21 protein-coding genes are annotated in these 23,327 nt (G+C 67.1%); 14 read left to right on the top strand and 7 right to left on the bottom strand.

Features of this window, described 5'->3' with window-relative positions; translation table 11 throughout:
• Positions 1-9: 9 nt before the first annotated feature.
• Positions 10-1,266, bottom strand: coding sequence for a murein transglycosylase A (mltA, locus tag EWH10_RS06550; protein ID WP_065846214.1), 1,257 nt, complete (start codon positions 1,264-1,266; stop codon positions 10-12).
• A complete protein-coding gene (locus tag EWH10_RS06545) occupies positions 1,263-1,919 on the bottom strand; it encodes a Tim44/TimA family putative adaptor protein (RefSeq protein ID WP_044661622.1) in 657 nt (218 codons plus the stop codon). The genes mltA and EWH10_RS06545 overlap by 4 nt, the downstream gene beginning before the upstream one ends.
• 188 nt (positions 1,920-2,107) lie before the next feature.
• Here EWH10_RS06545 and secB point away from each other — a divergent pair, with 188 nt between their 5' ends.
• From secB to EWH10_RS06525, 4 genes are all read left to right on the top strand, one after another.
• Entirely contained in the window at positions 2,108-2,605 is a 498-nt protein-coding gene (gene secB / locus EWH10_RS06540; protein WP_025551907.1) for a protein-export chaperone SecB, read from the top strand.
• Positions 2,606-2,726: 121 nt separating this feature from the next.
• Positions 2,727-4,316 carry a murein biosynthesis integral membrane protein MurJ gene (murJ, locus tag EWH10_RS06535; RefSeq protein WP_044661623.1) on the top strand — a complete coding sequence of 530 codons (1,590 nt, stop codon included), beginning with the start codon at positions 2,727-2,729 and terminating at the stop codon, positions 4,314-4,316.
• Positions 4,317-4,320: 4 nt separating this feature from the next.
• Positions 4,321-5,325 carry a tryptophan--tRNA ligase gene (gene trpS, locus EWH10_RS06530; RefSeq protein WP_044661624.1) on the top strand — a complete coding sequence of 335 codons (1,005 nt, stop codon included), beginning with the start codon at positions 4,321-4,323 and terminating at the stop codon, positions 5,323-5,325.
• Between the two features lie 198 nt (positions 5,326-5,523).
• A complete protein-coding gene (locus EWH10_RS06525; RefSeq protein ID WP_025551911.1) occupies positions 5,524-6,174 on the top strand; it encodes a DUF4136 domain-containing protein in 651 nt (216 codons plus the stop codon).
• A gap of 154 nt (positions 6,175-6,328) precedes the next feature.
• Here EWH10_RS06525 and EWH10_RS06520 read toward each other — a convergent pair whose 3' ends face one another.
• Positions 6,329-6,814: a hypothetical protein gene (locus tag EWH10_RS06520; protein ID WP_044661625.1), complete on the bottom strand. Its 486-nt coding sequence runs from the start codon at positions 6,812-6,814 to the stop codon at positions 6,329-6,331.
• Complete coding sequence (locus tag EWH10_RS06515) at positions 6,811-7,281, bottom strand: copper chaperone PCu(A)C (protein ID WP_044661626.1); 471 nt, start codon at positions 7,279-7,281, stop codon at positions 6,811-6,813. The genes EWH10_RS06520 and EWH10_RS06515 overlap by 4 nt, the downstream gene beginning before the upstream one ends.
• A gap of 177 nt (positions 7,282-7,458) precedes the next feature.
• Here EWH10_RS06515 and dnaK point away from each other — a divergent pair, with 177 nt between their 5' ends.
• Together dnaK and dnaJ are read left to right on the top strand one after the other, a co-directional pair.
• Complete coding sequence (gene dnaK / locus EWH10_RS06510) at positions 7,459-9,357, top strand: molecular chaperone DnaK (RefSeq protein WP_044661627.1); 1,899 nt, start codon at positions 7,459-7,461, stop codon at positions 9,355-9,357.
• Between the two features lie 63 nt (positions 9,358-9,420).
• On the top strand, positions 9,421-10,548 hold the full coding sequence (dnaJ, locus tag EWH10_RS06505; RefSeq protein ID WP_044661628.1) for a molecular chaperone DnaJ: 1,128 nt from the start codon (positions 9,421-9,423) through the stop codon (positions 10,546-10,548).
• 101 nt (positions 10,549-10,649) lie between these two features.
• On the opposite strand, the gene EWH10_RS06500 is transcribed toward dnaJ, so the two are convergent.
• A complete protein-coding gene (locus tag EWH10_RS06500; protein WP_044661629.1) occupies positions 10,650-11,945 on the bottom strand; it encodes an amino acid permease in 1,296 nt (431 codons plus the stop codon).
• Between the two features lie 367 nt (positions 11,946-12,312).
• Between EWH10_RS06500 and EWH10_RS21680 the strand changes: the two genes are divergently transcribed.
• Complete coding sequence (locus EWH10_RS21680) at positions 12,313-12,459, top strand: hypothetical protein (RefSeq protein WP_165363328.1); 147 nt, start codon at positions 12,313-12,315, stop codon at positions 12,457-12,459.
• Between the two features lie 58 nt (positions 12,460-12,517).
• Here EWH10_RS21680 and EWH10_RS06495 read toward each other — a convergent pair whose 3' ends face one another.
• Positions 12,518-14,320 (bottom strand): acyl-CoA dehydrogenase C-terminal domain-containing protein, encoded by a 1,803-nt coding sequence (locus EWH10_RS06495; RefSeq protein ID WP_044661630.1) that lies wholly within the window; start codon positions 14,318-14,320, stop codon positions 12,518-12,520.
• A gap of 34 nt (positions 14,321-14,354) precedes the next feature.
• The gene (locus EWH10_RS06490; protein WP_025548781.1) at positions 14,355-14,762 is read right to left on the bottom strand and encodes a MerR family transcriptional regulator; all 408 of its coding nucleotides are present in this window, start codon (positions 14,760-14,762) and stop codon (positions 14,355-14,357) included.
• Between the two features lie 105 nt (positions 14,763-14,867).
• On the opposite strand from EWH10_RS06490, the gene EWH10_RS06485 reads away from it, so the two are divergent.
• From EWH10_RS06485 to EWH10_RS06455, 7 genes are all read left to right on the top strand, one after another.
• Positions 14,868-15,284, top strand: coding sequence for a hypothetical protein (locus tag EWH10_RS06485; protein WP_044661631.1), 417 nt, complete (start codon positions 14,868-14,870; stop codon positions 15,282-15,284).
• A 44-nt stretch (positions 15,285-15,328) separates the two neighbouring features.
• Positions 15,329-17,350, top strand: a complete 2,022-nt coding sequence (locus EWH10_RS06480; protein WP_044661632.1) for a TonB-dependent receptor family protein — start codon at positions 15,329-15,331, stop codon at positions 17,348-17,350.
• A gap of 42 nt (positions 17,351-17,392) precedes the next feature.
• Positions 17,393-19,015, top strand: a complete 1,623-nt coding sequence (locus tag EWH10_RS06475) for an NAD(P)/FAD-dependent oxidoreductase (protein ID WP_044661633.1) — start codon at positions 17,393-17,395, stop codon at positions 19,013-19,015.
• Positions 19,016-19,173: 158 nt separating this feature from the next.
• Complete coding sequence (locus tag EWH10_RS06470; RefSeq protein WP_025548776.1) at positions 19,174-20,220, top strand: D-alanine--D-alanine ligase family protein; 1,047 nt, start codon at positions 19,174-19,176, stop codon at positions 20,218-20,220.
• Positions 20,217-21,017: a nucleotidyltransferase family protein gene (locus tag EWH10_RS06465; RefSeq protein ID WP_065846215.1), complete on the top strand. Its 801-nt coding sequence runs from the start codon at positions 20,217-20,219 to the stop codon at positions 21,015-21,017. Before EWH10_RS06470 ends, EWH10_RS06465 begins: the two co-directional genes overlap by 4 nt.
• A 5-nt stretch (positions 21,018-21,022) precedes the next feature.
• Complete coding sequence (locus tag EWH10_RS06460) at positions 21,023-22,048, top strand: sugar-transfer associated ATP-grasp domain-containing protein (RefSeq protein ID WP_065846216.1); 1,026 nt, start codon at positions 21,023-21,025, stop codon at positions 22,046-22,048.
• Positions 22,045-23,295: a glycosyltransferase gene (locus EWH10_RS06455; RefSeq protein ID WP_084694378.1), complete on the top strand. Its 1,251-nt coding sequence runs from the start codon at positions 22,045-22,047 to the stop codon at positions 23,293-23,295. Before EWH10_RS06460 ends, EWH10_RS06455 begins: the two co-directional genes overlap by 4 nt.
• Positions 23,296-23,327: the final 32 nt, after the last annotated feature.

Here is a 23,327-nt window from a genome sequence, read left to right as displayed (position 1 = left end):
AGCATGATGTCAGGGCTGCTGACCCAGGCGCGCCGCCGACCCGAGCGGCAGCAGGATCAGCGCGCTGCCCCGCGCCGACATGCCGCCCGCGATGCTGCGCGCATTGCTGCCGGCGCCCCAGAAGCTGTCGAAGCGGTTTGCGCCCTTGATCGCGCCGCCGGTATCCTGCGCGATCCAGATGCCATTGGGTTCCGCCCGGTCCAGCGAGAGCAGCACCGGCGCGCCCAGCGGCACATAGCGGGGATCGGCCGCCACCGTCGCTTCGGGCGTCACGGCGACGCCCATCGCGCCCAGCGGGCCGGCGCCGGTCAGTTCCCGGAAGAAGACGAAGCTCTTGTTCTCGTTCATGATCGCCGCGCCCTCGGCCGGATGGGCGCGCAGATATTGCATGATGTCCTGCATCGACCCGGCCTGGATGAGGCCGCGATCCTTCATCAGCTTGCCGATGCCGGTATAGTCGCGGCCATTCTGCCCGTCATAGCCGATCCGCATCACGCCGCCGTCGGGCAGCAGCAGGCGGCCGCTGCCCTGCACCTGGAGGAAGAAGAATTCCACCGGATCGGCGGCCCATGCCAGTTCCAGCCCCTTGCCGGCGAGCGACCCCGAAACGATCTGCGACCGTTCGTCGAACGGCACCAGATTGCTGCCGTCCACCTTGCCGCGAATGGTCCTGCCCTTCAGGCTGTCGCTGAACTGGCCCAGATTGACGTCGATGAGCGTGGGCGGGCGGCGGTAGATCGGCACCTCGTAACCCGGCTGCCGCGTGCGCGACCCCGCGATTTCCGGCTCATAATAGCCGGTGACGAAGGCCTTTCCGTCGCCCACCTGCACCGCTTCGAAATAGCGGGCGAAAAATTCGCCGGCCGACGCCTCCGGCCAGCTCGACGCGGCGGCGCAGGCGCTGTTCCAGTCCGTGCCGCGCGTCAGTCCGCTCTGGTCGCCCCGCCGCATCAGCGAAGGGCAGGAGAGGCGGAACGCCTGCAACGCCTTGCGCGAACGCTCGCCCGACGGAATGAGGTCGGTGATGGCCGGGCCGGGGGCGATTCCGGCGCTGACGGCATTGGCTGTATCGGCCGGCGCGGTCGCGGGAGGCGTGACCGCCACGGGCGGACGGGGAGTGGCGGGAACGGGGCGGGTTGCGGTCTCAGCGCCGCAAGGCGGCCTTGAGGGGGCAGGCCCACCCGCGCCGGGCGGAATCACGCCGCCGGCGCAAGCGGACAGCAGCAAAGCCGCGGCCAGCGCGCCCCACGACTGACGAAGGCTCATGCCGCCTCGTCGGTCTCGCTGAGCTTCCAGTTGGGATCGGTGCTGCGCAGGTCGCGCGTGAAGGTCCAGATGTCGTTGGTGCCGACAGCGTCGGTCAGCGAACCGGCGACGACATTGCCGTCGCGGTCGCGGGTGACGGCGGCGATGTCCGCCTCGAAACGCAGGGAAATCTCCGCCATGCGGCCAGTGACGCCCGCATCGACGATCTGCACCTTTTCCATGCGGACCAGGCGGTTGTCGAGGACATGGCCCTCCGCCTCCCGCGCCGCGATCGCTTCCTCGAAGGAGGCGAGAACATCGGCATCGCAAAGCCATTCCAGTTCCTGCCGGTCGCCGCGCCAGAACGCCTCCAGCACCATCTTGTAGGCGGCCTTGGCGCCCTCCACGAACTGGGGCACGTCGAAGCTGCGGTCGGCCGCGATCAGCGCGCGGACGCCCGCTTCGCCGCCGGGAGCGATCAGCCCGTCCGACAGCCGCACCGAATCGCCCGCCATTTCCGGAACCGGGCGCGGCTGCACGATCGTCACCTTGGCGCGTTCCTCCGCCGGGCGAAGCGCAGGCTCCTGCTCATGCCCGGTCCGCTTGCCGAGCACCGAATAAAGCCGCAACGCCAGAAAGCCGGCAATCATGGCGAGGATGACGATCACATACACGGGGTCAGGCACCCTTTGGACTGAATCTGAAACTGTAACGCAACCAACATAGGCATGTTTCCCCGCATATTCAAATGGCCGCTTTTCATGTGCCGCATTGCCCCCTCCTGCCGCCCCTGCTAAGCGCGCGGATCGACATGCGCGGACATTCCGCCCGCCAGGCAAACCTTAAAAACCAGGGAAATGAGATGGCCGAGGAAGCCGATACCATTCAGACCACCGGCAATGGCGCCGACAATGGCCCCCAGATCGCGCTGATCAGCCAATATGTGAAGGACATGTCCTTCGAAAATCCCAATGCGCCCGCCGTCTATCAGTGGCAGGACCAGCCGCAGATCGACGTGCAGTTCAACATCGGCGCCGACAAGGTGGGCGAGGAAGTCGTCGAAGTATCCCTGAAGATCGAGGTCAAGGCCACCGCGCCGCAGGGCACCGCCTTTGCCGTGGAACTGGTCTATGCCGCGATCTTCGGCATGCGGAACGTGCCCGAGGACCAGATGCAGCCCTTCATGCTGGCCGAAGCGCCGCGCCTTCTCTTCCCCTTCGCCCGCCGCGTGCTGGCCGACGCGATCCGCGACGGCGGCTTCCCGCCGCTGCTGCTCGATCCCATCGATTTCGGCGGCCTCTATGTCCAGCAGGCGCAGGCCATGGCGCAGACCGCAGGCGAGCCGGCCGGCCACGCCTGAGTCCGGGAATGATCCATCCCCCCGTTCGGGCTGAGCGTGTCGAAGCCCGCCACTTTCTTCCGATGAAGAAGAAGTGCAGCCCTTCGACAAGCCAAGGGCGAACGGGAGGAGGGGGTTTGCCATGAAACTCGCCAGGGCCCTTGGTTCCGTGGGCGGGCTGACGCTCGCCAGCCGGGTGCTGGCCCTTGTCCGTGATTCGCTGGCGGCGCGCTATGTCGGCGCGGGATTCGCGTCGGACGCCTTCAACGGCGTCGCCTTCCGCCTGCCCAACATGTTCCGCGCCCTCTTTGCCGAGGGCGCCTTTTCCGCCGCCTTCATCCCCATGTTCAACCGCAAGGCGGCGGGGCCGGGTGGGGTCGCGGACGGCTATCGCTTCGCTGAGCGGGCGCTGGCCGTGTTGCTGCCGGTGCTGGTCGTCTTCACCGCGCTGCTGATCGCGGCGGCCTGGCCGATCACATGGGCGCTCTCCGGCGGCTTCTCCCGCCAGAACCCGACGCCGGAGCAATTCGCCTTCGCGGTGACGCTCTCGCGGATCACCTTGCCCTATCTGGCGCTGATCAGCCTTGCCTCCCTGCTGGGCGGCATATTGAATTCGCTCGACAAATTCTGGGTGAATGCCGCCGCGCCGATCCTGCTCAACATCGCCATGATCGCGGGGCTGTGGCTGTTCCACGGCGCCGACGAATATGAAACCGCGCAGGTGCAGGCGATTTCCGTCACCGTGGGCGGGGCGCTGCAATTGCTGTGGCTGATCTGGGCCTGCCGCCGGGCGGGCGTGTCGATGAAGCTCAAGCGCCCGCGACTGGACGCGGATGTGAAGGAACTGCTCCGCCTGATCGTGCCGGCGGCGGCGGGGGCCGGGGCTTCGCAGATCAACCTGCTGATCTCCACCGCCCTGTCCGGCTGGCTGCTCGCCTCAGGCTCCATCACCTATATCTATTATGCCGACCGGCTGAACCAGTTGCCGCTGGGGCTGATCGGGATCGGCCTTGGCACCATATTGCTGCCGACCATTTCCCGCCTGCTGTCGACGGGCCAGGAGCAGGTGGCCATGGACACGCAGAACCGCGGCATCGAACTGGCGCTGTTCCTGACCCTGCCCGCGACCGTCGCCTTCATCACCGTGGCGGAACCGATCGTGCGGGGCCTGTTCCAATATGGCCGCTTCACCGCGCTGGATGCGGAGCGCTGCGGCTGGGCGCTGTCCGCCTTTTCCATCGGCCTGCCATCCTATGTCCTCGTGAAGGTGCTGACGCCCGGCTATTATGCGCGCGGGGACACCAGGACGCCGGTCCGCTATGCGATGCTGTCGATCCTCATCAACATCGTCGGGAACATCGTCCTGATCCCGCTGATGGGCCATGTCGGGCCGCCGCTGGCGACGGCGCTGTCCTCCACCGTCAATGTGGCGATGCTCTATTCGACGCTGGTGAAGCGCGGCCATTTCGCCGCCGACGGGCAGTTGCGGCGGCGCCTGCCCCGCCTCGCCGTGGCGGCGGTCGTGATGGGCGGGGCGCTCTATGCCGGCGAAGGGCTGCTCGATCCATGGCTCGGCGGGGTGATGGTCCAGCGCTATGTGGCGCTGGCGGTGCTTGTCGGCGCGGGAATCGCGCTGTACGGGGTGGCCTGCTTCCTTACGGGCGCCTATCGGCTCTCGGACCTGAAGGCGCTGATGCGGCGCAAAAGTGCAACCAAGACAGAGAACGGATAGAAGAATGCGCGTCCTTTCCGGCATCCAGCCGACCGGCAATCTGCACCTGGGCAATTATCTGGGCGCGATCCGCAACTGGGTGCGGATGCAGGACGAGATGGACAGCGGGAGCCAGTGCTTCTTCTTCCTGGCCGACATGCATTCGATCACCGTGCATGAAGGGCGCGAACAGCGTATCCGCAATGTCCGCGACATGGCCGCCGCGCTGGTCGCCGCCGGGATCGACCCGGACCGCTCCGTCCTCTTCAACCAGGCGCGGGTGCCCGCCCATGCGGAACTGTGCTGGCTGCTGAACGGCACGGCGCGGATCGGCTGGCTCAACCGCATGACCCAGTTCAAGGACAAGGTGGGCAAGGACCGCGAGGGCGCCTCCATCGGCCTGTTCGTCTATCCGGTGCTCCAGGCCGCCGACATCCTGGTCTACAACGCCACCCATGTGCCGGTGGGGGAGGACCAGAAGCAGCATCTGGAGCTGGCCCGCGACATCGCCACGAAGTTCAACACCGATTTCGGCGTGGAGCTGTTCACCCTGCCCGATCCGATCATCCCCAGGGAATCGGCGCGCATCATGTCGCTGCGCGACGGCACGGCGAAGATGTCCAAGTCCGACCCGTCCGACATGAGCCGCATCAACCTGACCGACGATGACGATGCGATCATGCAGAAGGTGAAGAAGGCCAAGACCGATCCCGAACCGCTGCCGGACAATGCCGGGAGGCTGGCCGGGCGTCCGGAGGCGAACAATCTTCTCGGCATCTATGCGACGCTGTCGGGCATGAGCGTGGACGCGGTCTGTGCCGAATTCGCCGGCAAGGGCTTCGGCGCGTTCAAGCCGGCCCTGGGCGAACTGCTGGTGGAAACGCTCCGCCCCATCCGTGCGCGGTTCATGGAATTGCGCACCGACGACGCCGCGTTGGACGCCATCCTGGAAAAGGGGGCGGCCAAGGCGTCGGCGGCGGCCGCGCCCACTTTGCGGGCGGCCTATGACGCGATGGGACTGATGCGCTGATGCCGCAGGGGTCGCCAAAGCGGCGGCCCTTTCCGGTTCGTGACGGAATAATCCATGCCGCGGCGTCATACGGATGGCAGGACATGGTTTGCGCCCGTTCGCCCGTTACGTGCGTTCAAACGATGTTCAGTTGCGTTTTGCCATGGCAGGACGCAAGATGTTTGGCAGGCGAAGTGCCTGGTACAGGACGCAAGAAAAATGACCCGTTTCAAAAAGATCGGCTTCCTCGCGGCGCCCGCTTTGGCGCTTGTGGCGCTGTCAGGCTGCGCGAGTTCCTTCAAGGCGGATGTGGCGCGCTTTCAGCAGCTTCCGGCACCCGCCGGCCAGAGCTTCACCGTTGTCGCGGACGATCCGCGCCTGGCGGGCGGCCTTGAATTTTCGCATTATGCGGACCTCGTCAGCCAGCGTCTGACGCAAACCGGCTATGTCGCCGCCGGCGATCCAGCGCGGGCCGACCTGATCGTGCGCGTGGCCTATGGCGTCGACAATGGGCGCGAAAAGGTGCGATCGACCGGATTCGGCAATCCCGACCCGTTCTTCTACGGCGGTTGGGGCTGGCGGGGCCGCTGGGGCCGCCCCTGGGGCTATGGCTTCTATGACCCGTGGCTGTTCGGGCCCGGCGGTTATAATGACGTGACCAGCTACACCGTCTATACCGGCGACCTCAGCATGAAGATCGACCGCGCCGCCGACAATCGCCGCCTGTTCGAGGGCAAGGCGCAGGCCCAGTCGCTTTCCAACAAGCTGACCTATCTGGTGCCGAACCTGATCGATGCGATGTTCACCGGCTTTCCGGGCCAGAATGGCGAGAATGTGAAGATCACGCTGCCGCCCGAGAAGAAGGGCTGAGCGGCTTTCCTCAGGGCGGCTCCCAGCCATGCCCCTTTGCCCGGCGGTCGAGGATCGCCGGGCTTTTCTTCTGGAAAGCGCGAGGGTCGCCGGGCGGTCCATCGCACCGGGCCGCCCGTCTCGCTGGAGCGCCTTCGCCGGAACATGGCGCGAATCACGGTCCGTCGTCGACCCCTTGCCGGCCGGCGAAGGGCAGCAGCTCCTCATAGACCGGAAGCGGCGGCTTGCCGTGCACGGAAACCCCGCGGCGCAACAGGAACGCATGCCGCACGATCTCCGCCTGCTGCTCCAGGCCATAGCGGCGGAACGGCTTTCCCGGCACGATCTCATAGCCGTAGCGGCAGAAGGGATGGCGCATCAGCGGCAGATACCATCTGCCGCCCCGCTGCGCCTGCCAGACATGGGTCATTTCATGGATGAAATGTCCCTGGACGTGCAGGGGGCTGTCGCAGAAATCAGGGCAGAACAGGGCGCTTTCCGGATGAAACCAGAGGTCGCCGTCGGGCGCCATGGTGACTTGCCGCGGCTGGAACGGCCACCATTTGCGATTATGCACCCGCACCCGCCGATAATCGATGGCGGCGGCGAACACCGACCGGGCCAGGGCGGTTTCAGCCTCGGTCAGCGGACGTCCGGTCAATGCGCCTCATGCTCCTTTTGCGGGGGAACGGGAGCGGCCGCGCCGGGCTTCTGGATGATGGCGTCGACCAGCAGGCGGTCGCCATTGGCGAGCAGGAAGGTGAGCGTCATCCTGCCGCGGCCGATCGCCGTGTCGTTGACGCCCCAGAGCATCAGATGCTTGCCGCCCGGCGCGAAGGCGACCGTGGACCTGGCGGGGATGGGGACGCTGTCGAGCGGCTTCATCGTCATCCTGCCGCCCTCGCTCATGCTCTCGTGCATCTCCACCTTCAGCGCATAGTCGGTGAGCACGCCGCGCAGCGCCGTGTCCGCGTCGCCGCCATGGGCGATGAAATAGCCGGAGGACGGCATGTCCTTGTTGGGGCTGAGCCGCACCCAGGCCTGATCGACATAGGTGGGCGCGGGATCGCCGCACGCCGTGAGCGCAAGCGGGCCGGCAAGGGCGATTAGGGGGTAAAATGCGCGCATGGGCAAAGGCTTCCTCAATGTCCCGTTTCCGATCGTTTCCTGGAGGTAATCGTCACAGCTTCTTGTGCCAAGCGAAAGCACGCCTATATCCCTTGCGCAAACGCCCTTGCCTTGGCGCTTTCGTGAGGTATGGGGCCGTCAACCGCTGAATATGATTTGGGGTTCAAAGAGGACACAATGGCAAAAGTAATCGGTATCGACCTGGGCACCACCAACAGCTGTGTCGCTGTGATGGACGGCGGCAAGCCCAAGGTGATCGAAAATGCGGAAGGCGCGCGGACGACGCCCTCCATCGTCGCCTTCACCAAGGACGGCGAGCGCCTGATCGGCCAGCCTGCCAAGCGTCAGGCCGTGACCAATCCGGACAACACCATCTTCGCCGTGAAGCGCCTGATCGGCCGCCGCTTCGACGATCCGATGACCAAGAAGGACATGGAGCTGGTGCCCTACAGCATCGCCAAGGGTCCCAATGGCGACGCCTGGGTCAATGCCGGCGGCAAGGATTATTCGCCTTCGCAGATTTCCGCCTTCATCCTGCAGAAGATGAAGGAAACCGCCGAGAGCTATCTGGGCGAGACGGTGACGCAGGCGGTCATCACCGTGCCCGCCTATTTCAACGACGCCCAGCGTCAGGCGACCAAGGACGCCGGCCAGATCGCCGGTCTGGAAGTGCTGCGCATCATCAACGAGCCGACCGCGGCCGCGCTCGCCTACGGGCTGGAGAAGCAGGACGGCAAGACCATCGCGGTCTATGATCTTGGCGGCGGCACGTTCGACATCTCGATCCTGGAGATCGGCGACGGCGTGTTCGAGGTGAAGTCGACCAATGGCGATACCTTCCTGGGCGGCGAGGATTTCGACGCCAAGCTGGTGGAGTTCCTGGCTTCGGGCTTCCAGAAGGATGAGGGCATCGACCTCACCAAGGACAAGCTGGCGCTGCAGCGTCTGAAGGAAGCGGCCGAAAAGGCCAAGATCGAGCTGTCCTCGGCGCAGTCGACCGAAGTGAACCTGCCCTTCATCACCGCGGACCAGAACGGTCCCAAGCACCTCGTCAAGACCATCACCCGCGCCGATCTGGAGCGGCTGGTCGCTGACCTCATCAAGCGGACCATGGATCCCTGCAAGAAGGCCCTGGCCGATGCGGGCGTGAGCGCGAGCGAGATCAGCGAAGTCGTGCTGGTGGGCGGCATGACCCGCATGCCCAAGGTGCGCGAGGCCGTGAAGGAATTTTTCGGCAAGGAACCGCACACCGGCGTCAACCCGGACGAAGTCGTCGCCATGGGCGCCGCCATCCAGGCGGGCGTGCTGCAGGGCGATGTCAAGGACGTGCTGCTGCTGGACGTGACCCCGCTGAGCCTCGGCATCGAGACGCTGGGCGGCGTGTTCACCCGCATGATCGACCGCAACACCACCATCCCGGCCAAGAAGAGCCAGGTCTATTCGACCGCCGACGACAATCAGCAGGCGGTGACGATCCGCGTGTTCCAGGGCGAGCGTGAGATGGCGGCGGACAACAAGCTGCTCGGCCAGTTCGATCTGGTCGGCATCCCGCCTGCGCCGCGCGGCGTGCCGCAGATCGAGGTGACGTTCGACATCGACGCCAACGGTCTGGTCAATGTCCATGCCAAGGACAAGGGCACGGGCAAGGAACAGCAGATCCGCATTCAGGCTTCGGGCGGCCTGTCGGACGCCGACATCGACCAGATGGTCAAGGATGCCGAGCGCTTTGCCGAGGAAGACAAGAAGAAGCGCGAGGCGGCCGAGGCGAAGAACAATGCCGAAAGCCTGATCCACACCACCGAGCAGCAGCTTTCCGAGCATGGCGACAAGGTCGATGCTGGCCTGAAGTCGGAGATCGAGACCGCGATCGCGGCCACCAAGTCTGCGGTCGAGGGCGGCGATGCGGAAGCCATGAAGGCGAAGGCGCAGGAACTCGCCACGGTCGCGATGAAGCTGGGGCAGGCCATTTACGAGAAGGAGCAGGCGGCTGCGGCTGCTCCGGGCGCGGACGCGCCGAAGGCGGATGACGATGTCGTCGATGCCGAATTCTCCGAAGTGGACGATAACAAGGCGTAAGCTGATGTGCTTGCCCCGTCAGGACTGTTATGGCCTTGACGGGGCAGGGACGCCGGGGGCGAGATGAGCACCGAAATCGACTATTACGAACTGCTCGAAGTCGAGCGCACGGCGGACGCCGCCACGATCAAAAGCGCCTATCGCAAGCTGGCGATGAAATATCACCCGGACAAGACCGGGGGCTGCACCGACAGCGAGGCCAAGTTCAAGGCCGTTTCGGAAGCCTATGAATGTTTGAAGGACCCGCAGAAGCGCGCGGCCTATGACCGGTTCGGCCATGCGGCGTTCCAGAATGGCGGCGGTTTCGGCGGCGGGCGCGGCGGCGCGGGCGGCTTTTCCGATCTGGGCGATATTTTCGAGACGATCTTCGGTCAGGCGGCGGGCGGCTTCGGCGGCGGGCGGCAGGCGCAGCGGCGCGGGGCGGACCTGCGCTACGACATGGAAATCACGCTGGACGACGCCTATCACGGCAAGAAGACCGAGATCGAGATCGAGGTTTCGGCCCCTTGCGAAAGTTGCGACGGCTCGGGCGCGCAGCCGGGCACCGGGGTCAAGAGCTGCGGCACCTGCCATGGCCATGGCCAGGTGCGGGCGCAGCAGGGCTTTTTCGTGGTCGAGCGGACCTGCCCGTCCTGCCATGGCGCGGGTCAGGTGATCGAAAGCCCCTGCCGTAGCTGCCGGGGCGAGGGGCGGGTGGACAAGCCCAAGACGCTTTCCGTCAACATCCCCGCCGGCGTCGACGAAGGCACGCGCATCCGCCTGTCGGGTGAGGGCGAGGCGGGGGCGCGGGGCGCGCCGGCCGGCGATCTCTACATCTTCCTGCATGTGAAGCGGCATGCGATCTTCGAACGGGACGGCACGACCCTGTTCGCGCGCGCGCCGGTCAGCTTCACGACCGCCGCCCTGGGTGGGGTCATCGAGGTGCCGGGGCTGGATGGCCGGCGGCATGAGATCAAGATTCCGAGCGGCATCCAGTCGGGCAAGCAGATTCGCCAGCGCGGCGCGGGCATGCCTGTGCTGAACGGGCGTGGGCAGGGCGATCTGGTGATCCAGGTCGACGTCGAGACGCCGACCAAGCTGAGCGCCAAGCAGCGCGAACTGCTGGAAGCCTTTCGCGAGACGGAAACCGGCGAGGAATGCCCGCAATCGACCGGCTTCTTCAGCAAGCTCAAGGAATTGTGGGGGGACTGATTTTCCCTCCACCCTTCGGATGGTCTTCCCTGCCTTCGTTCGCCCCGAGCTGGTGGAGGGGCTTTTCTTTCTTCGAGGAGAAGGGAAGGGCTTCGCCGGGCTCAGCCTGAATGGCGACAGGGCAGGGACTTTCGGTCCCGCCGCGCCCAGGCGTAAAAGGGAAATCCCCCCGCCATCAGCAGGAAGCTTGCTCCGCTGGGCACCAGCCCCGCGCCCCATAATGTCCAGAGCGCATAGCAGAGCCCCAGCAGAGCGGCGGGCACCGCCAGCTGGAACCTGAGCGCCGCCAGCGCGCAGCCGACATAGAGCCAGAGCGTGGCCGAGGTCGACAGCAGCGCCATCGCCGTGAACAGCGCCACCAGCCCCTGCAGGCTGTTGGCGATCAGCATCAGCGTTCCGAGCAGGCAGGACAGCAGCAGCGCGCGGACCGGCGTGCCGCGACCGTTGGTCCCGGCCAGCCAGCGCGGCAATTCGCCGCCCCGCGCCATGGCAAGCGGCACTTCACCCTGCAACAATGTCCAGCCATTGAGCGCCCCCAGGCAACTGATCGTGGCGAAGACCGCGATGAGCCCCGCCGGGCCGGGCGACCAGTAATGCGCGACGAAGGCGGCGAAGGGGGAGCCGGACCGGCTTTCCTCCGCCGGCAGGGTGAGGGCGATGCCGGAGCAGACCAGCAGGTAGATGAGGCCGGTGACTGCCGTGCCGATCAGCGTGGCGCGCGGGATTGTCCGGGCGGGATCGCGCACCTTGTCGGCGGCGACGCTGGCCGATTCGAAGCCGAGCAGCGCCCAGAGCGTCAGCGCGGCCGAGGCGGTGATGCCGGCGCTGGTGAAGCCTTGCGCGGGGAATGGCGCGACCTGCGCCCGGCCATGGCCCAAGGTCAGGGCGAGCAGGACGAAGACGACCGCTATCGGGATCAGCTTGATCGCGGTGGTGGCGAGCTGGGTCGCGCCCGCGGCGCGTGCGCCGACCAGGTTGATGCCGGTCGTCGCCCAGAGGAAACCGATGGAAAGGAGCGCCCCCATTCCGGGTCGGTGCAGCGCGGGCAGGATGCTGCTGAGATTGGCGGTGGCGGCGACGGCGATGGTGACATTGGTGAAGATCACCGAAATCCAGTATATCCACCCGATCGCGAAGCCGGCGGACGGGCCATAGGCGCGGGTGATGAACTGCGCCGTGCCGCCGGCGTCGGGCATCCGCACCGTCAGCCGGGCGATGACATAGGCAAGGAGGAGGGAGCCGGCGATGGTGAATATCCAGCCCGCCACCGCATCCCAGCCGAACGGCGCGAGCGAGGCGGGCAGCAGGAACACGCCGGACCCGATCATGTTGCCCATCACCAGCGCAATGCAGGCGGGCAGGCCGAGCGTGCGGCTTGCCGGCACTGGCCCGTTCACGAAGCGGCTCGCTGCATCATGTCCCGTTTGATGGGCCCATGCCGCGCCGCGCGCAATGGGTCAATGGTCGGTGGCGATGAAGGGGGGCGGTGGACGGTCCGTTGCGGGCGCTATGCGCGACGGGCGCCTGCGAAGGCAGGGCGCGGCTTTTCCGCCTTCGCTGGATTGACTGGGACGGTTTGCCGAAAGCGGGAGCATCGGCCTGCAAGCGGGATCGCGCCGCTCAAAATCCAGCCATGATGCGCGCGGTCATGAGGATGAGCTTTCTGCAATCGCGTTCGAAGCCATTGCATTTGCGGATTTTTCCCGCTGACCCCAGATGGGCGTCGATGCTGCAACGCAGCAATCCTTTTATCAAGAGGTCGCCATGTTCTCCCTGTTGTCGCTATATTTTGCCTATCGCCGCGATGTCGTCGTTGCCGAGCGCTATGTCGCCGGACTGGCCAGGGCCGAAGCCCGCCCTGCCGCCCCGGCGGCGCGGCGTCCGGCCGAACGACTGCCCCTCGCCGCCTGAAACGCAGGGACGCTCCGTCCGGCTTGGGCCGGATGGAGCGCCTTGCCTGCCCCGGCGGTCAGGCCGCCAGGAACATATCCGGGTCGAGCGCCATCAGGCTGTCGGCGCCGCCCTCGATCTTGCGGCGGAGCGCGCCGGCGTCGGGCATGATGCGTTCCGCGAAGAAGCGGGCGGTCACCAGCTTGGCTTCCAGGAATTTCGCGTCGCCTTCCCCCGCCGCGAGCAGGGCCGCCGCGGCCTTGCCCATGCGAAGCCACATCAGGCCGGTCGCGACGATGCCCAATATGTGCATATAGTGCACCGCCCCCGCCCCGGCATTGTCGGGGTTCTTCATCGCATTCTGCATCAGCCACATGGTCGCCGCGCCAAGCTGGCCGCTCGCCTTTTCCAGCGCCTCCGCAAGGCCGGCGAGCTTCTCGTCACCCTTGGCCTGCGCCACTTCATCCGCGACGATCTTCAGGAAGGCCTGAAGCGCGCGGCCGCCGTTCATCGGCAGCTTGCGCCCGACCAAATCCATCGCCTGCACGCCGTTGGTGCCTTCGTAGATCTGGGCGATGCGGACGTCGCGGACATATTGTTCGACGCCATTTTCCCAGATGTAGCCATGGCCGCCGAACACCTGCTGCGCCATGACGGTGACGTCGAAGCCCTTGTCCGTGCCATAGCCCTTGATCACGGGGGTCAGCAATTGCACCAGATCGTCGGCGGCCTGGCGTTCCTCTTCGGTGGCGGCCTGATGGGAAAGGTCGACCTGGAGCGCGCCCCAGAGCATCAGCGCGCGCAGCCCTTCGGTCAGCGCCTTCGCCTCCATCAGCATGCGGCGGACGTCGGGATGGACGAACAGCGTGTCGGCCTTTTCCTCCAGGTCCCTGGGGCCGGTCAGGGCGCGGCCCTGACGGCGGTCATGGGCATAATGGGCGGCGTTCTGATAGGCGATCTCCGCCTGTCCCAGGCCCTGGAGGCCGACGCCCAGCCGCGCCGCGTTCATCATGATGAACATGGCGGCCAGGCCCTTGTTCTCCTCGCCCACCAGCCATCCGGTGGCCCCGTCATAGTTCATGACGCAGGTGGCGTTGCCGTGAATGCCCATCTTGTGTTCGAGCGATCCGCAGGAGACCGCGTTGCGCTGCCCCAGCGATCCATCCTCGTTCACCAGCAACTTGGGCACCACGAACAGCGAAATCCCCTTGCTGCTGTCCGGCGCGCCGGGGGTCTTGGCAAGGACGAGGTGGATGATGTTTTCGGCAAGGTCATGCTCGCCCGCGGAAATGAAGATCTTGGTGCCGCTGATCGCGTAGCTGCCGTCGGCGTTCGGAACCGCCTTGGTCTTGATGAGGCCAAGGTCGGTGCCGGCATGCGGCTCCGTCAGGTTCATCGTCCCGGTCCATTTGCCCGACACCATATTGGGCAGATATTTCCGCTTCTGTTCCTCGCTGCCCTTGGCGAGCAGGGCGGCCACCGCCCCGCTGGTCAGGCCATGATACATTTCGAAGCTGTGATTGGCCGAGAGGATATATTCGCTGACCGCCGTGGCGACGACATGGGGCAGGCCCTGGCCGCCATATTCGGCCGGCGCGTGCAGCGTGGTCCAGCCGCCCTCGACATAGGCGTCATAGGCCGCCTTGAAGCCGGTCGGGGTGGTGACGCTGCCGTCGGGGTGGCGGGTGCAGCCTTCCCTGTCGCCCACGGCGTTCAGGGGGAAGAGGACTTCGGCGGCGATCCTGCCGCCTTCGGTCAGGATCGCGTCGACCAGGTCCGCCGACGCATTTTCGAAGCCGGGGAGGTTGGTGTAGCGGTCCAGCCCCACGATGTGATCGAGCACGAAGCGGGTGTCGCGGACGGGGGCGGTATAGCTGGGCATGATCTTCTCCGGACGGTTCTGTTCTGGTGGGGGATTATCTGTCGAGGACGGTCACGAACTGCGAGAGTTCCGCTATGGCGGCGTCGATGTCGTCCTTCTGCCGCGTGAGCAGGTCGATGCGCGCCCTGCACTTTTCTATGGTGACGCGGCGCTGTTCCTCATGCTCCTCGTCGGCGTCATAGAGGTCGATCATCTCGCGTATGTCGGACAGGCTGAAGCCGACCCGCTTGCCGCGCAATATCCAGGCCAGGCGGGCGCGGTCGCGGCGCGAATAGATGCGGGCGAGGCCCTGCCGTTCCGGGGCGATCAGCCCTTCATCCTCGTAGAAGCGCAGGGCGCGGGCGGTGACGCCGAATTCTTCCGACAGGTCGGTGATGGTATAAGACTGCCGGTCGCTGTGATCGGGCAGTTCGATACCGGCGATACTGGTGTGTTTGTCCATGCCGGCTGATGTAACGGTGCTTTACGTTTACGTCAAGGTGAGTGTGCGGCCCCTGGCCCTTTTGTCCTAGTGACAGGGCGGGCCGCCGCCGCTAGGGCCTGGGCCATGATGGGGGCAGTCAGACGATCGGAATCGGCAAGGGGCCTGCTGGCTGCGCTGGCCCTGCTCGTCCTCGCGATCCAGCTTGTCGCGCCTTCGGGCTTCATGCCGGTGCGGACCGAACGGGGCGTCGTCGTGACGCTCTGCACCGGGCAGGGCGCGGTCAATGTCGTGGTCGACCGGGGCGCCTTCGACCGGCATGGCGAGTCGGGCCGGCATCGTCCGGACGACGGTGCGCCGGGGCAGCAGCATTGCCCCTTTGCCGCATCGGTGCAGCCGCTGGTTCCGCCGCTGGCTCTGGCCGATCTGCCCCTGCCCGCCTGGCAGCTTGGTTTCGGGCCCATCGCCTTCGCGCTCAAGACCGGGCTGATCGCGCGGCTGGCCGCGCCGCCGCCGCCCTCCTCGGGGCCGCCCGCCTTCTGAAAATCCGCCATTTTTCCGCGATTTTTCAGTAAGGTTATCATTTCATGCCAGTCTTTTCCGTTTCGCGCGGCGTCTCGCTGTGCGCGCTTGCCTGTTCCCTGTCCGCTCCCGCTTTGGCCGAGGAGGCCGAGCAGAGCCGGATCATCGTCACCGCCAGCCCCGTGGTGGAGGAAGCCGCGGCGAAAGTCGTCCGCACCCCCGGCGGCGTCGACGTGGTGTCGGCCGGGGATTTCGAGGACAGGCTCGCCATCTCCCTGCGCGATGCGCTGAGCTTCTCGCCCGGCGTCTACACCCAGCCGCGCTTCGGACAAGAGGTGCGCATCTCCATTCGCGGGTCGGGCCTGTCGCGCGGCTATCATATGCGCGGGCTGACGCTGTTGCAGGATGGCATTCCGATCAACATGGCCGACGACAATGGCGACTTCCAGGAACTGGACCCGCAGGTCTTCCAGCATCTGGAGGTCTATCGCGGCGGCAACGCGCTGCGGCTGGGCGGGTCGACGCTGGGCGGGGCGATCAATGCGGTGACGCCGACCGGGCGCACGGCGCCGGGCGTGGAGATGCGGGTCGACGGCGGGTCGTTCGACACGTTGCGGGCGAAGGCGGCCTATGGCCATGCCGACGCGCGGGGCGACGCCTGGGCCGCGGTGACCGCCGACCGGTCCGACGGCGACCGCGACCATGGACGGCGCAGGGCGCTGCGCTTCAACGGCAATGTCGGGCTGAAACTCAGTGAGCGGGTCGAAACGCGCTTCTGTGCCAGCGTGCAGACGATCCGGCAGAAGTTGTCCGGCGCGCTTAATGAAAGCGACGCGCTGGATCATCCGGCGAAGGGCAATTTTACTGGCGATCAGGCGCGCAACATCGATTCGATCCGCTTGCAGAACCGCACCACGGTGGCGCTGGATGGCGGGGAGCTGGCGTTCGGCGTCTATTATAACGCCAAGGCGCTGGATCATCCGATCTATCAGGTCGTGGACCAGAAATCGGAGGATCGCGGGGTCTTTGCCAGCCTCGACCTGGCTGGTGACCTTGGCGGGATTCCGGTCGGGCTGACGCTGGGCACGCAGGCGCGTTTCGGGCAGGGCCGGTTCCGGCAGTTCGTCAATGCGAACGGCAGGGCGGGGGCGCCGACATCCTATCAGAAGGCGCGGGCGCAGACGATCAACAGCTATGGCGAGGCGCGGATCGCGCCGCTTGCGGGGCTCTGGCTGATCGCGGGCGGCATCTACACCCATGGCGAGCGGCGGCTGGACAACCGCTTCGCTCCGGCGCGGAGCGGGGATGCGTCCTTTGACGCCTTCGCGCCGAAATTCGGGCTGTTGGTCGAGCCGGCGCAGGCGGTGCAATTCTATGCGAACTATAGCCGGTCGGTGGAACTGCCCGGCTTTATCGAGCTTGGCCAGACGCAGTTCGATACGCTGGCCGTCGGCTTCGTCCCGCTCCAGCCGCAAAAGGCATGGACAGCGGAGGTCGGCACTCGCGGGACGCTGGGCATAGCCCGTTGGGACATCGGCATCTACCGGGCCGATCTTCGCGGCGAGATGCTGCAATATGGCGCGGGCGACAGCGCCATTCCGGCGGCGACCTTCAATGCGGGCCGCACGCGCCATCAGGGCGTCGAGGCAGGACTGGACCTGACGCTGACGCCTTGGGCGACGCTGCGGCAAGTCTATCAATATAGCGATTTCCGCTTCCGGGGCGATGCGCAGTTCGGGAACAACCGCCTGCCGGTGGCGCCGCGCCATTTCTACCGGGCGGAACTGAAGCTGGGGACGGAGCGGCTGAGCATTTCGCCCGCCGTCGAGTGGCTGCCGCAGGGTGCCTGGGTGGACTATGCCAACACGAAGCGGGTGGGCGATTACGCGACGCTGAACCTGGGAGCGCAGGCGGAAGTGCGGAAGGGGCTGACCCTGTTCCTCGATGCGCGCAACCTGACCGGCGAGCGGGCGGTCGGGGACATCAGCGCCGTGGTCGACTATTCGAAGCTGACGCCTGCGAGCCGGGCGATCTTCTATCCGATCGAAAGGCGGGCTCTTTATGGCGGGCTAAGGGCCCGCTTCTAACAGCACTGGAGCCGACTCGGTAATAGGTTTAGGGGCAGGCGGATGTTGCGCCTTTCCGGACTGAAACTGCCCCTCGACCATCCCGCCGGGGCTATGCCCGCCGCCATTTGCGAGCGGCTGGGCCTCGAACCGCAGGAATTGCTGGCCCATGTCGTCGTGCGCCGGGGCAATGATGCGCGGCGGAAGAATGCGATCCAGCTCGTCTATACCGTCGATGTCGAACTGGCCGACGAGGCGGGCGTGCTGGCGCGCTTCGCGAAGGATCATGACGTCCGCCCGCGCCCGGACACCGGTTATAAATTCGTGGCCAGTGCGCCGCCGGGCTGGTCGGGCAAGCGCCCCATCGTGATCGGCGCGGGTCCGTGCGGGCTGTTCGCCGGCCTCATCCTCGCGCAAATGGGATTCCGGCCGATCATCCTCGACCGGGGCAAGGTGGTGCGGGAACGGACCAAGGATACCTGGGGCCTCTGGCGGCGGGCCGAACTCAACCCCGACAGCAATGTGCAGTTCGGAGAGGGCGGGGCCGGCACCTTTTCCGACGGCAAGCTTTATTGCCGCGTCAAGGACCCGCGCTTCCTGGGCCGCAAGGTGCTGGAGGAATTCGTCGCTGCCGGTGCGCCCGACGACATCCTGACCGAGGCGCATCCGCATATCGGCACCTTCCGGCTGGTTTCCATGGTGGAAGCGATGCGGCGGCAGATCGAGGGGCTGGGCGGCGAATATCGATGGCAGCACCGGGTCGACGAACTGGAGCTGGAGCGGCAGGCGGACGGCACGCAAAAGCTGCGCGGGCTGCATCTGGCGGATGGCGGCTTCATCGAGGCGGACCATGTCGTGCTGGCGGTGGGCCACAGCGCCCGGCCCACCTTCGAGATGCTCCACCGCCGGGGCGTGCATATCGAGGCGAAGCCCTTTTCCATCGGCGTGCGGATCGAGCATCCGCAAAGCTGGATCGACCGGGCGCGCTATGGCAGTTGCGCGGGGCATCCGGTGCTGGGGGCGGCGGCCTACAGCCTGGCCCATCATTGCGCCAACGGGCGGACGGTCTACAGCTTCTGCATGTGCCCCGGCGGGCGGGTGGTGGCCGCGACGTCCGAGGAGGGGCGCGTCGTCACCAACGGCATGAGCCAATATTCGCGGGCCGAGTTCAACGCCAATTCAGGGCTGGTCGTCGGCATCGATCCGGAACGGGACTATCCCGGCGGGCCGCTGGCGGGGATCGAATTGCAGCGCCATTGGGAAAGCATGGCCTTCGTCGCGGGCGGCGAAAGCTATCATGCGCCGGGGCAGAAGGTGGGCGATTTCCTTGCCGGCCGCGCCTCGACCGGGTTGGGGGAGGTCGTCCCTTCCTACAAGCCGGGCGTCACCCTGACCGACCTGTCGCGCTGCCTTCCCGAATTCGTGCTGGAGGCGTTCCGCGAGGCTATCCCGGTCTTCGGCCGGCAGATCGCGCGCTACGACCATCCGGACGCTGTGATGACGGGGGTGGAGACGCGCACCTCCTCCCCCATCCGCATCACGCGGGGCAGGGATTTCCAGAGCCTGAATGTCGCGGGGCTTTATCCGGCGGGCGAGGGGGCAGGCTATGCGGGCGGCATCCTTTCCGCGGCCATCGACGGCATCAAGGTGGCGGAAGCGGTGGGGCTGGGCATCGCGGCGACATGACGTCGCACCTTCCCGATTGCGCAGCCATGCGCGACCTGCCGCTTTGGCGGGGTGAAACAAAGCGGTCATGCGCCCGTCATCCCGTCGTCTCCTGACCGACGCTCTGCCGTAACTCCAGCGTCAAGGCGCCGTCATGCAGCCGCGTTAGCAGTCGTGGCATGACGACCAGCCCCGACCGCTGCATGCGCATTCCGGCCGCCGACAAGGCGCGGCTGCGCGTCCTTTTCCTTGCCAAACATGCCTGCGCGGGCGGGCGGCCGGACGCAGTGGACGGCAATCACGCCATCTACCATCATGAGATGCGCTCCACGCTGGAGGGCATCGGCCTCCATGTCGCCGCCGCCAGCCGCTATGATGCCCTGTTCGAACGGCCCGATGCCGATTTCGTCGTCACCCTGCTCAATCGCGGCGGCTTCCAGAACAGCGAGATGCTGGCGCCCCTGCTGCTGTCGTGGCGCGACGTCCCCTTTCTGGGCGCCAGCCCGATCGTGCGCGGCGTGTCGGACGACAAATATCTGAGCAAGCTGATCGCGCGCGCCCGCGGCGTGCCGACCATGAAGGCGCAGCTCTTCCGGCGCGGCGGCCTGCCCGGCGGCCCCGCTTTCGCGGCCGAGCGGCTGGTGGTGAAGCCGAACGCATCCTCCGCCTCCTGGGGGCTGGCCATGGTCGACGGCTGGGCCGAGGCGCTGGTCCATGCCGATCGTCTGTTCGACCTGGGCCATGACGTGCTGGTGGAGGCCTGGGCTCCGCTGCTGGACGTGGCGGTGCCGGTGGTGGGCGGCAGCGGCAACGCCCCCTGGGTGCTGCCGCCGATGATGTACGTCCCCGCCGACCCGCATCGCGAGCGCAGCTATGAGGAAAAGCGCGGCCTGGTGGATGCGGGCGACGATCCGCTGGTGCTGGTCGAGGATCGCGACCTGCGCGAGCGGCTGGAGGATTTGACCCGCCGCCTGCTGCCCGAATTCTGGCCGTTCGACTATGGCCGGTTCGAGTTCCGCTACGATCCGGCGACCGATGCGCTGCTGTTCATGGAACTGAACCTGTCCTGCAATCTCTGGTCGAAGAAGACCATTTCGCGTTCCGCCCGTTCGCTGGGCGTGGATCATCCCGCGCTGGTCGAGACCATCGTCGCGCACAGCCTGTTGCGGCAGGGGCTGTTGCGGCAGGGGCTGTCGGCCGACGTGCCGGACCGGGCGGCGGCATGACGACGGCATTGATCCTGGCGGGCAGGCGCGACGGCCTGACCGATCCGCTGGCGCTGGAAGCGGGCGTGTCGCACAAATGCCTGGCGCCCGTCGCCGGCAGCCCGATGCTGACCCATGTGGCCGCGGCACTGGCGGCAAGCGACGGGATCGGGGAGATCCGCGTCGCCATCGAAGATCCCGAAGTGCTGGCGGGCGTACCGCTGCTGCGCCGCCTGCTCGACAGCGGCCGGATGATGCCGGTGGCCGCGCGGCCCAATCTGGTCGACAGCATCCTTGCCGCCGCGCAGGGCGCGCAGTTCCCGCTGTTCATCACCACCGCCGACAATGTGCTGCTGACGCCCGAAGCGGTGGCCGACATGCTGGGCCAATGCGGGACGCCGGGAACCGACGCGGCGGTCGCCTTCGCCCGGCGCGAGTCCGCGCTGGCCGCCCATCCGGAGGGGCAGCGCAAATTCTACCGCTTTGCCGAGGGCAGCTATTCCAACTGCAACAGCTATTGGCTGAAGGACCGCGCAGCCCTGACGGCTGCGGAGACATTCCGGTCGGGGGGTCAGTTCGTCAAGCATCCGATGCGCATCGTCAACGCCTTCGGTTTCCTGAACCTCGTCCGTCTCCGCCTTGGCATCGGCACGCTGGCGGAGACCTTCGCCCGCTTTTCCCGGCGGTTCGGCATGACCATCGCGCCGGTGATCCTGAGCGACGGCGCGGTCGCCATCGACGTCGACAACAGCCGCACCCGCGCCGTCGCGGCGGAACTGCTGAACGCCCGCATGGCGGTGGCGCAGGCGGCGGAGTAGCCGCCTTGTTCACCCTGCGCGCCCTGCCCGCCGGATCGGGCGACAATGAGCTGATGGCCGCCTATCACCGGGGGCTGCGCAGCCATTGGAGCCTGAGCCGATGGGTCCTTGCGCGGTTGTTGGCGGAGGCGGGGCAGGGCGGCTGGAGCCGCGCCGAGCGGGCGATGCTGAGCGAAGCAACGCGCGCCCAGGGCCTGTCGATGCGCGACCGCAAGGGGCTGCACCGGCTGCTCAATCCGGGCGCCTTTCCGCTTGCCGCCAACCCGCTCAAGAACAAGCGCCTGTTCGCCCGGCTGGTGCGGGAGGCGGGCCTGCCCGCGCCGGACAGCCACGATCCGGAGCGGGAGGCGCTGGCGCAATGGCTGGGCCGCCATCATGACATCATCGCCAAGCCCAGCTACACGTCCAGGGGGCGGGGCGTGGAGCGTTTCGTCCGGGACGGGGACCGCTGGCGCGGCGGCCATCGCCGCCTGTCCGAAACGGCGCTGCTCGCCCGGCTGCATCGGCAATGGGCGCGGGGCGGCGTCATCCAGCAGCGGCTGGCCACCCATCCGGCGCTGGAGCCGGTGTCGCCCGGCGCGCTGGCCTTGCGCCTGTCGGCGGGGGAGGGGCGGCCGGTCGACAATTTCAATGCGGGCAATCTGGTGCTGGCGGTGGACGATGCGGGGCGCTGCGGCGCTGCGTGGCGCGGAGGCATGGGACGGGTTCGTCCGGGCCGGCACCCCGCCACCGGTGCGATGCTGGAAGGCATGATGCTTCCCGACCGGGATGCGGCGGAGGCCCTGGCGCTGGCCGCGCACCGGCGCTTTCGCGAGGGCTTCGCGGTCATCGGCTGGGACATCGGCCTGACCGCGCAGGGACCGGCGCTGATCGAGGGGAACTGGAACCCCGGCACGGACATTGTGCAACTTGTCAGCGGGCGAGGCGTCGGGACCGGACGCATGGGCGCATTATACCGCCATCATCTCGACCGTTTGCCCGATCAACGCTGGCGCACGGCCCGCGCCATCGAAACGGAGGCGCGGCGGTGATCGTCCTCTACGTCCACGCCCTGGCGGCGACCGGCGTGGTGCGCAATGCGCGGCTGTTGGCGGCCGCCCTGGCGGAGCGCGGCCATCAGGTGGAACTGGTGACGGCCGCGCCCGGTGGGGAGGGCGTTCCGGGCGTGCGCCACCATGCGCTGCTCCAGCAAAGCCATGCCTCCCGCCTGATCGAAAAGCTGATCGCGATCCACGCGCTGCACCGCCATTTGCGGCGGCGCGCGCCGGGCCTGCTGATCTCCGCCGGCAATCACGGTCATTTCGTCGCCTGGGCGGCCAGCAGGGGGCTTGGCGGCCTGCGCCGCGTCTATCGCATCAGCAACGACATGGTGCGTGCCGTTCCGGGCGCCCCGCATGGCGGATCGGCGGGGTGGGAGCGGCGGATCATGACCCGCCTGATCGCCGCCGACGCCGACCGGGTCGTGCTGGTGTCGCCGACGCTGGCCGCCGCGCCGGCCTTCGCGGCGGCGGCGCGCGAGGGGCGGGTCGCGGTCATTCCCAACGGCATCGACGCCGCCGCGGCGCGCGCAAGGGCGGAAGGTCCGGCGCCCCATGGCTGGATGACCGAGGATGCGCCGGTCATCCTCGCCATCGGCCGGCTGGCGAAGCAGAAGAATTTCGAGACGCTGCTGCGCGCCTTCGCCACCTTGCGGCAAAGCCGGCGGGCGCGGCTCATCATCCTGGGCGAGAGCCGGGACCGGATGCGCGACCGGCTGATGGAGCAGGCGCGCAGGCTGGGCATGGCGGACGATCTGGCGCTGCCCGGCGTGGTGGCGAACGTCTTTCCCTGGCTGGCGCATGCCGACGCCTTCGTCCTGCCGAGCTGGTGGGAAGGATCGCCCAATGTGCTGCTGGAGGCGATGGCCGTGGGCGTTCCCGTGGTCGCCTCCCGCACGGCGGGCAATGCGGCCGATCTGCTGGATGGCGGGCGGTTCGGGCGGCTGGTCGACCCGGCGGATGCGACGGCCATGGCGGATGCGCTGCTGGGCCAGATCGAACCCGCCAGCGCCATCCTGCCGGGCAACAGGATCGAAGCGTTCAGCCTGGAGAGGGCGATGGCGGGCTGGACGGATATTGTGGAGCGGCTCGGGGTGACGGGACGTCCGGGGAAAGGCCGAGTCGCCGCCGCGAGCTTCGGTCCCGTTCACCAAAACCGATCAACGACAACGGGTTGGCCGCCATCCCCGCCGCGCGCCCGGCAGCCATGCGGCCACGCCGGCGCAAAGGCACAATCGTGAAATATTATGCATGTCGATGAGATTGCTGGTTT

The organism is Sphingobium fuliginis, assembly GCF_004152845.1.
In the GTDB taxonomy this organism is placed as follows: Bacteria; Pseudomonadota; Alphaproteobacteria; order Sphingomonadales; family Sphingomonadaceae; genus Sphingobium; species Sphingobium fuliginis.
This window is presented reverse-complemented; position numbering and strand designations above follow the sequence as displayed.

What these genes read in the sequence shown, in the direction of transcription:
- EWH10_RS06465 (WP_065846215.1), top strand. Translation starts at nt 20,217, where the DNA reads ATGACGACGGCATTGATCCTGGCGGGCAGGCGCGACGGCCTGACCGAT.
- EWH10_RS06475 (WP_044661633.1), top strand. Translation starts at nt 17,393, where the DNA reads ATGTTGCGCCTTTCCGGACTGAAACTGCCCCTCGACCATCCCGCCGGG.
- EWH10_RS06490 (WP_025548781.1), bottom strand. Translation starts at nt 14,762, where the DNA reads ATGGACAAACACACCAGTATCGCCGGTATCGAACTGCCCGATCACAGC.
- dnaK (WP_044661627.1), top strand. Translation starts at nt 7,459, where the DNA reads ATGGCAAAAGTAATCGGTATCGACCTGGGCACCACCAACAGCTGTGTC.
- trpS (WP_044661624.1), top strand. Translation starts at nt 4,321, where the DNA reads ATGCGCGTCCTTTCCGGCATCCAGCCGACCGGCAATCTGCACCTGGGC.
- EWH10_RS06485 (WP_044661631.1), top strand. Translation starts at nt 14,868, where the DNA reads ATGATGGGGGCAGTCAGACGATCGGAATCGGCAAGGGGCCTGCTGGCT.
- secB (WP_025551907.1), top strand. Translation starts at nt 2,108, where the DNA reads ATGGCCGAGGAAGCCGATACCATTCAGACCACCGGCAATGGCGCCGAC.
- EWH10_RS06495 (WP_044661630.1), bottom strand. Translation starts at nt 14,320, where the DNA reads ATGCCCAGCTATACCGCCCCCGTCCGCGACACCCGCTTCGTGCTCGAT.
- EWH10_RS06525 (WP_025551911.1), top strand. Translation starts at nt 5,524, where the DNA reads ATGACCCGTTTCAAAAAGATCGGCTTCCTCGCGGCGCCCGCTTTGGCG.
- EWH10_RS06515 (WP_044661626.1), bottom strand. Translation starts at nt 7,281, where the DNA reads ATGCGCGCATTTTACCCCCTAATCGCCCTTGCCGGCCCGCTTGCGCTC.
- dnaJ (WP_044661628.1), top strand. Translation starts at nt 9,421, where the DNA reads ATGAGCACCGAAATCGACTATTACGAACTGCTCGAAGTCGAGCGCACG.
- murJ (WP_044661623.1), top strand. Translation starts at nt 2,727, where the DNA reads ATGAAACTCGCCAGGGCCCTTGGTTCCGTGGGCGGGCTGACGCTCGCC.
- EWH10_RS21680 (WP_165363328.1), top strand. Translation starts at nt 12,313, where the DNA reads ATGTTCTCCCTGTTGTCGCTATATTTTGCCTATCGCCGCGATGTCGTC.
- EWH10_RS06470 (WP_025548776.1), top strand. Translation starts at nt 19,174, where the DNA reads ATGACGACCAGCCCCGACCGCTGCATGCGCATTCCGGCCGCCGACAAG.
- mltA (WP_065846214.1), bottom strand. Translation starts at nt 1,266, where the DNA reads ATGAGCCTTCGTCAGTCGTGGGGCGCGCTGGCCGCGGCTTTGCTGCTG.
- EWH10_RS06480 (WP_044661632.1), top strand. Translation starts at nt 15,329, where the DNA reads ATGCCAGTCTTTTCCGTTTCGCGCGGCGTCTCGCTGTGCGCGCTTGCC.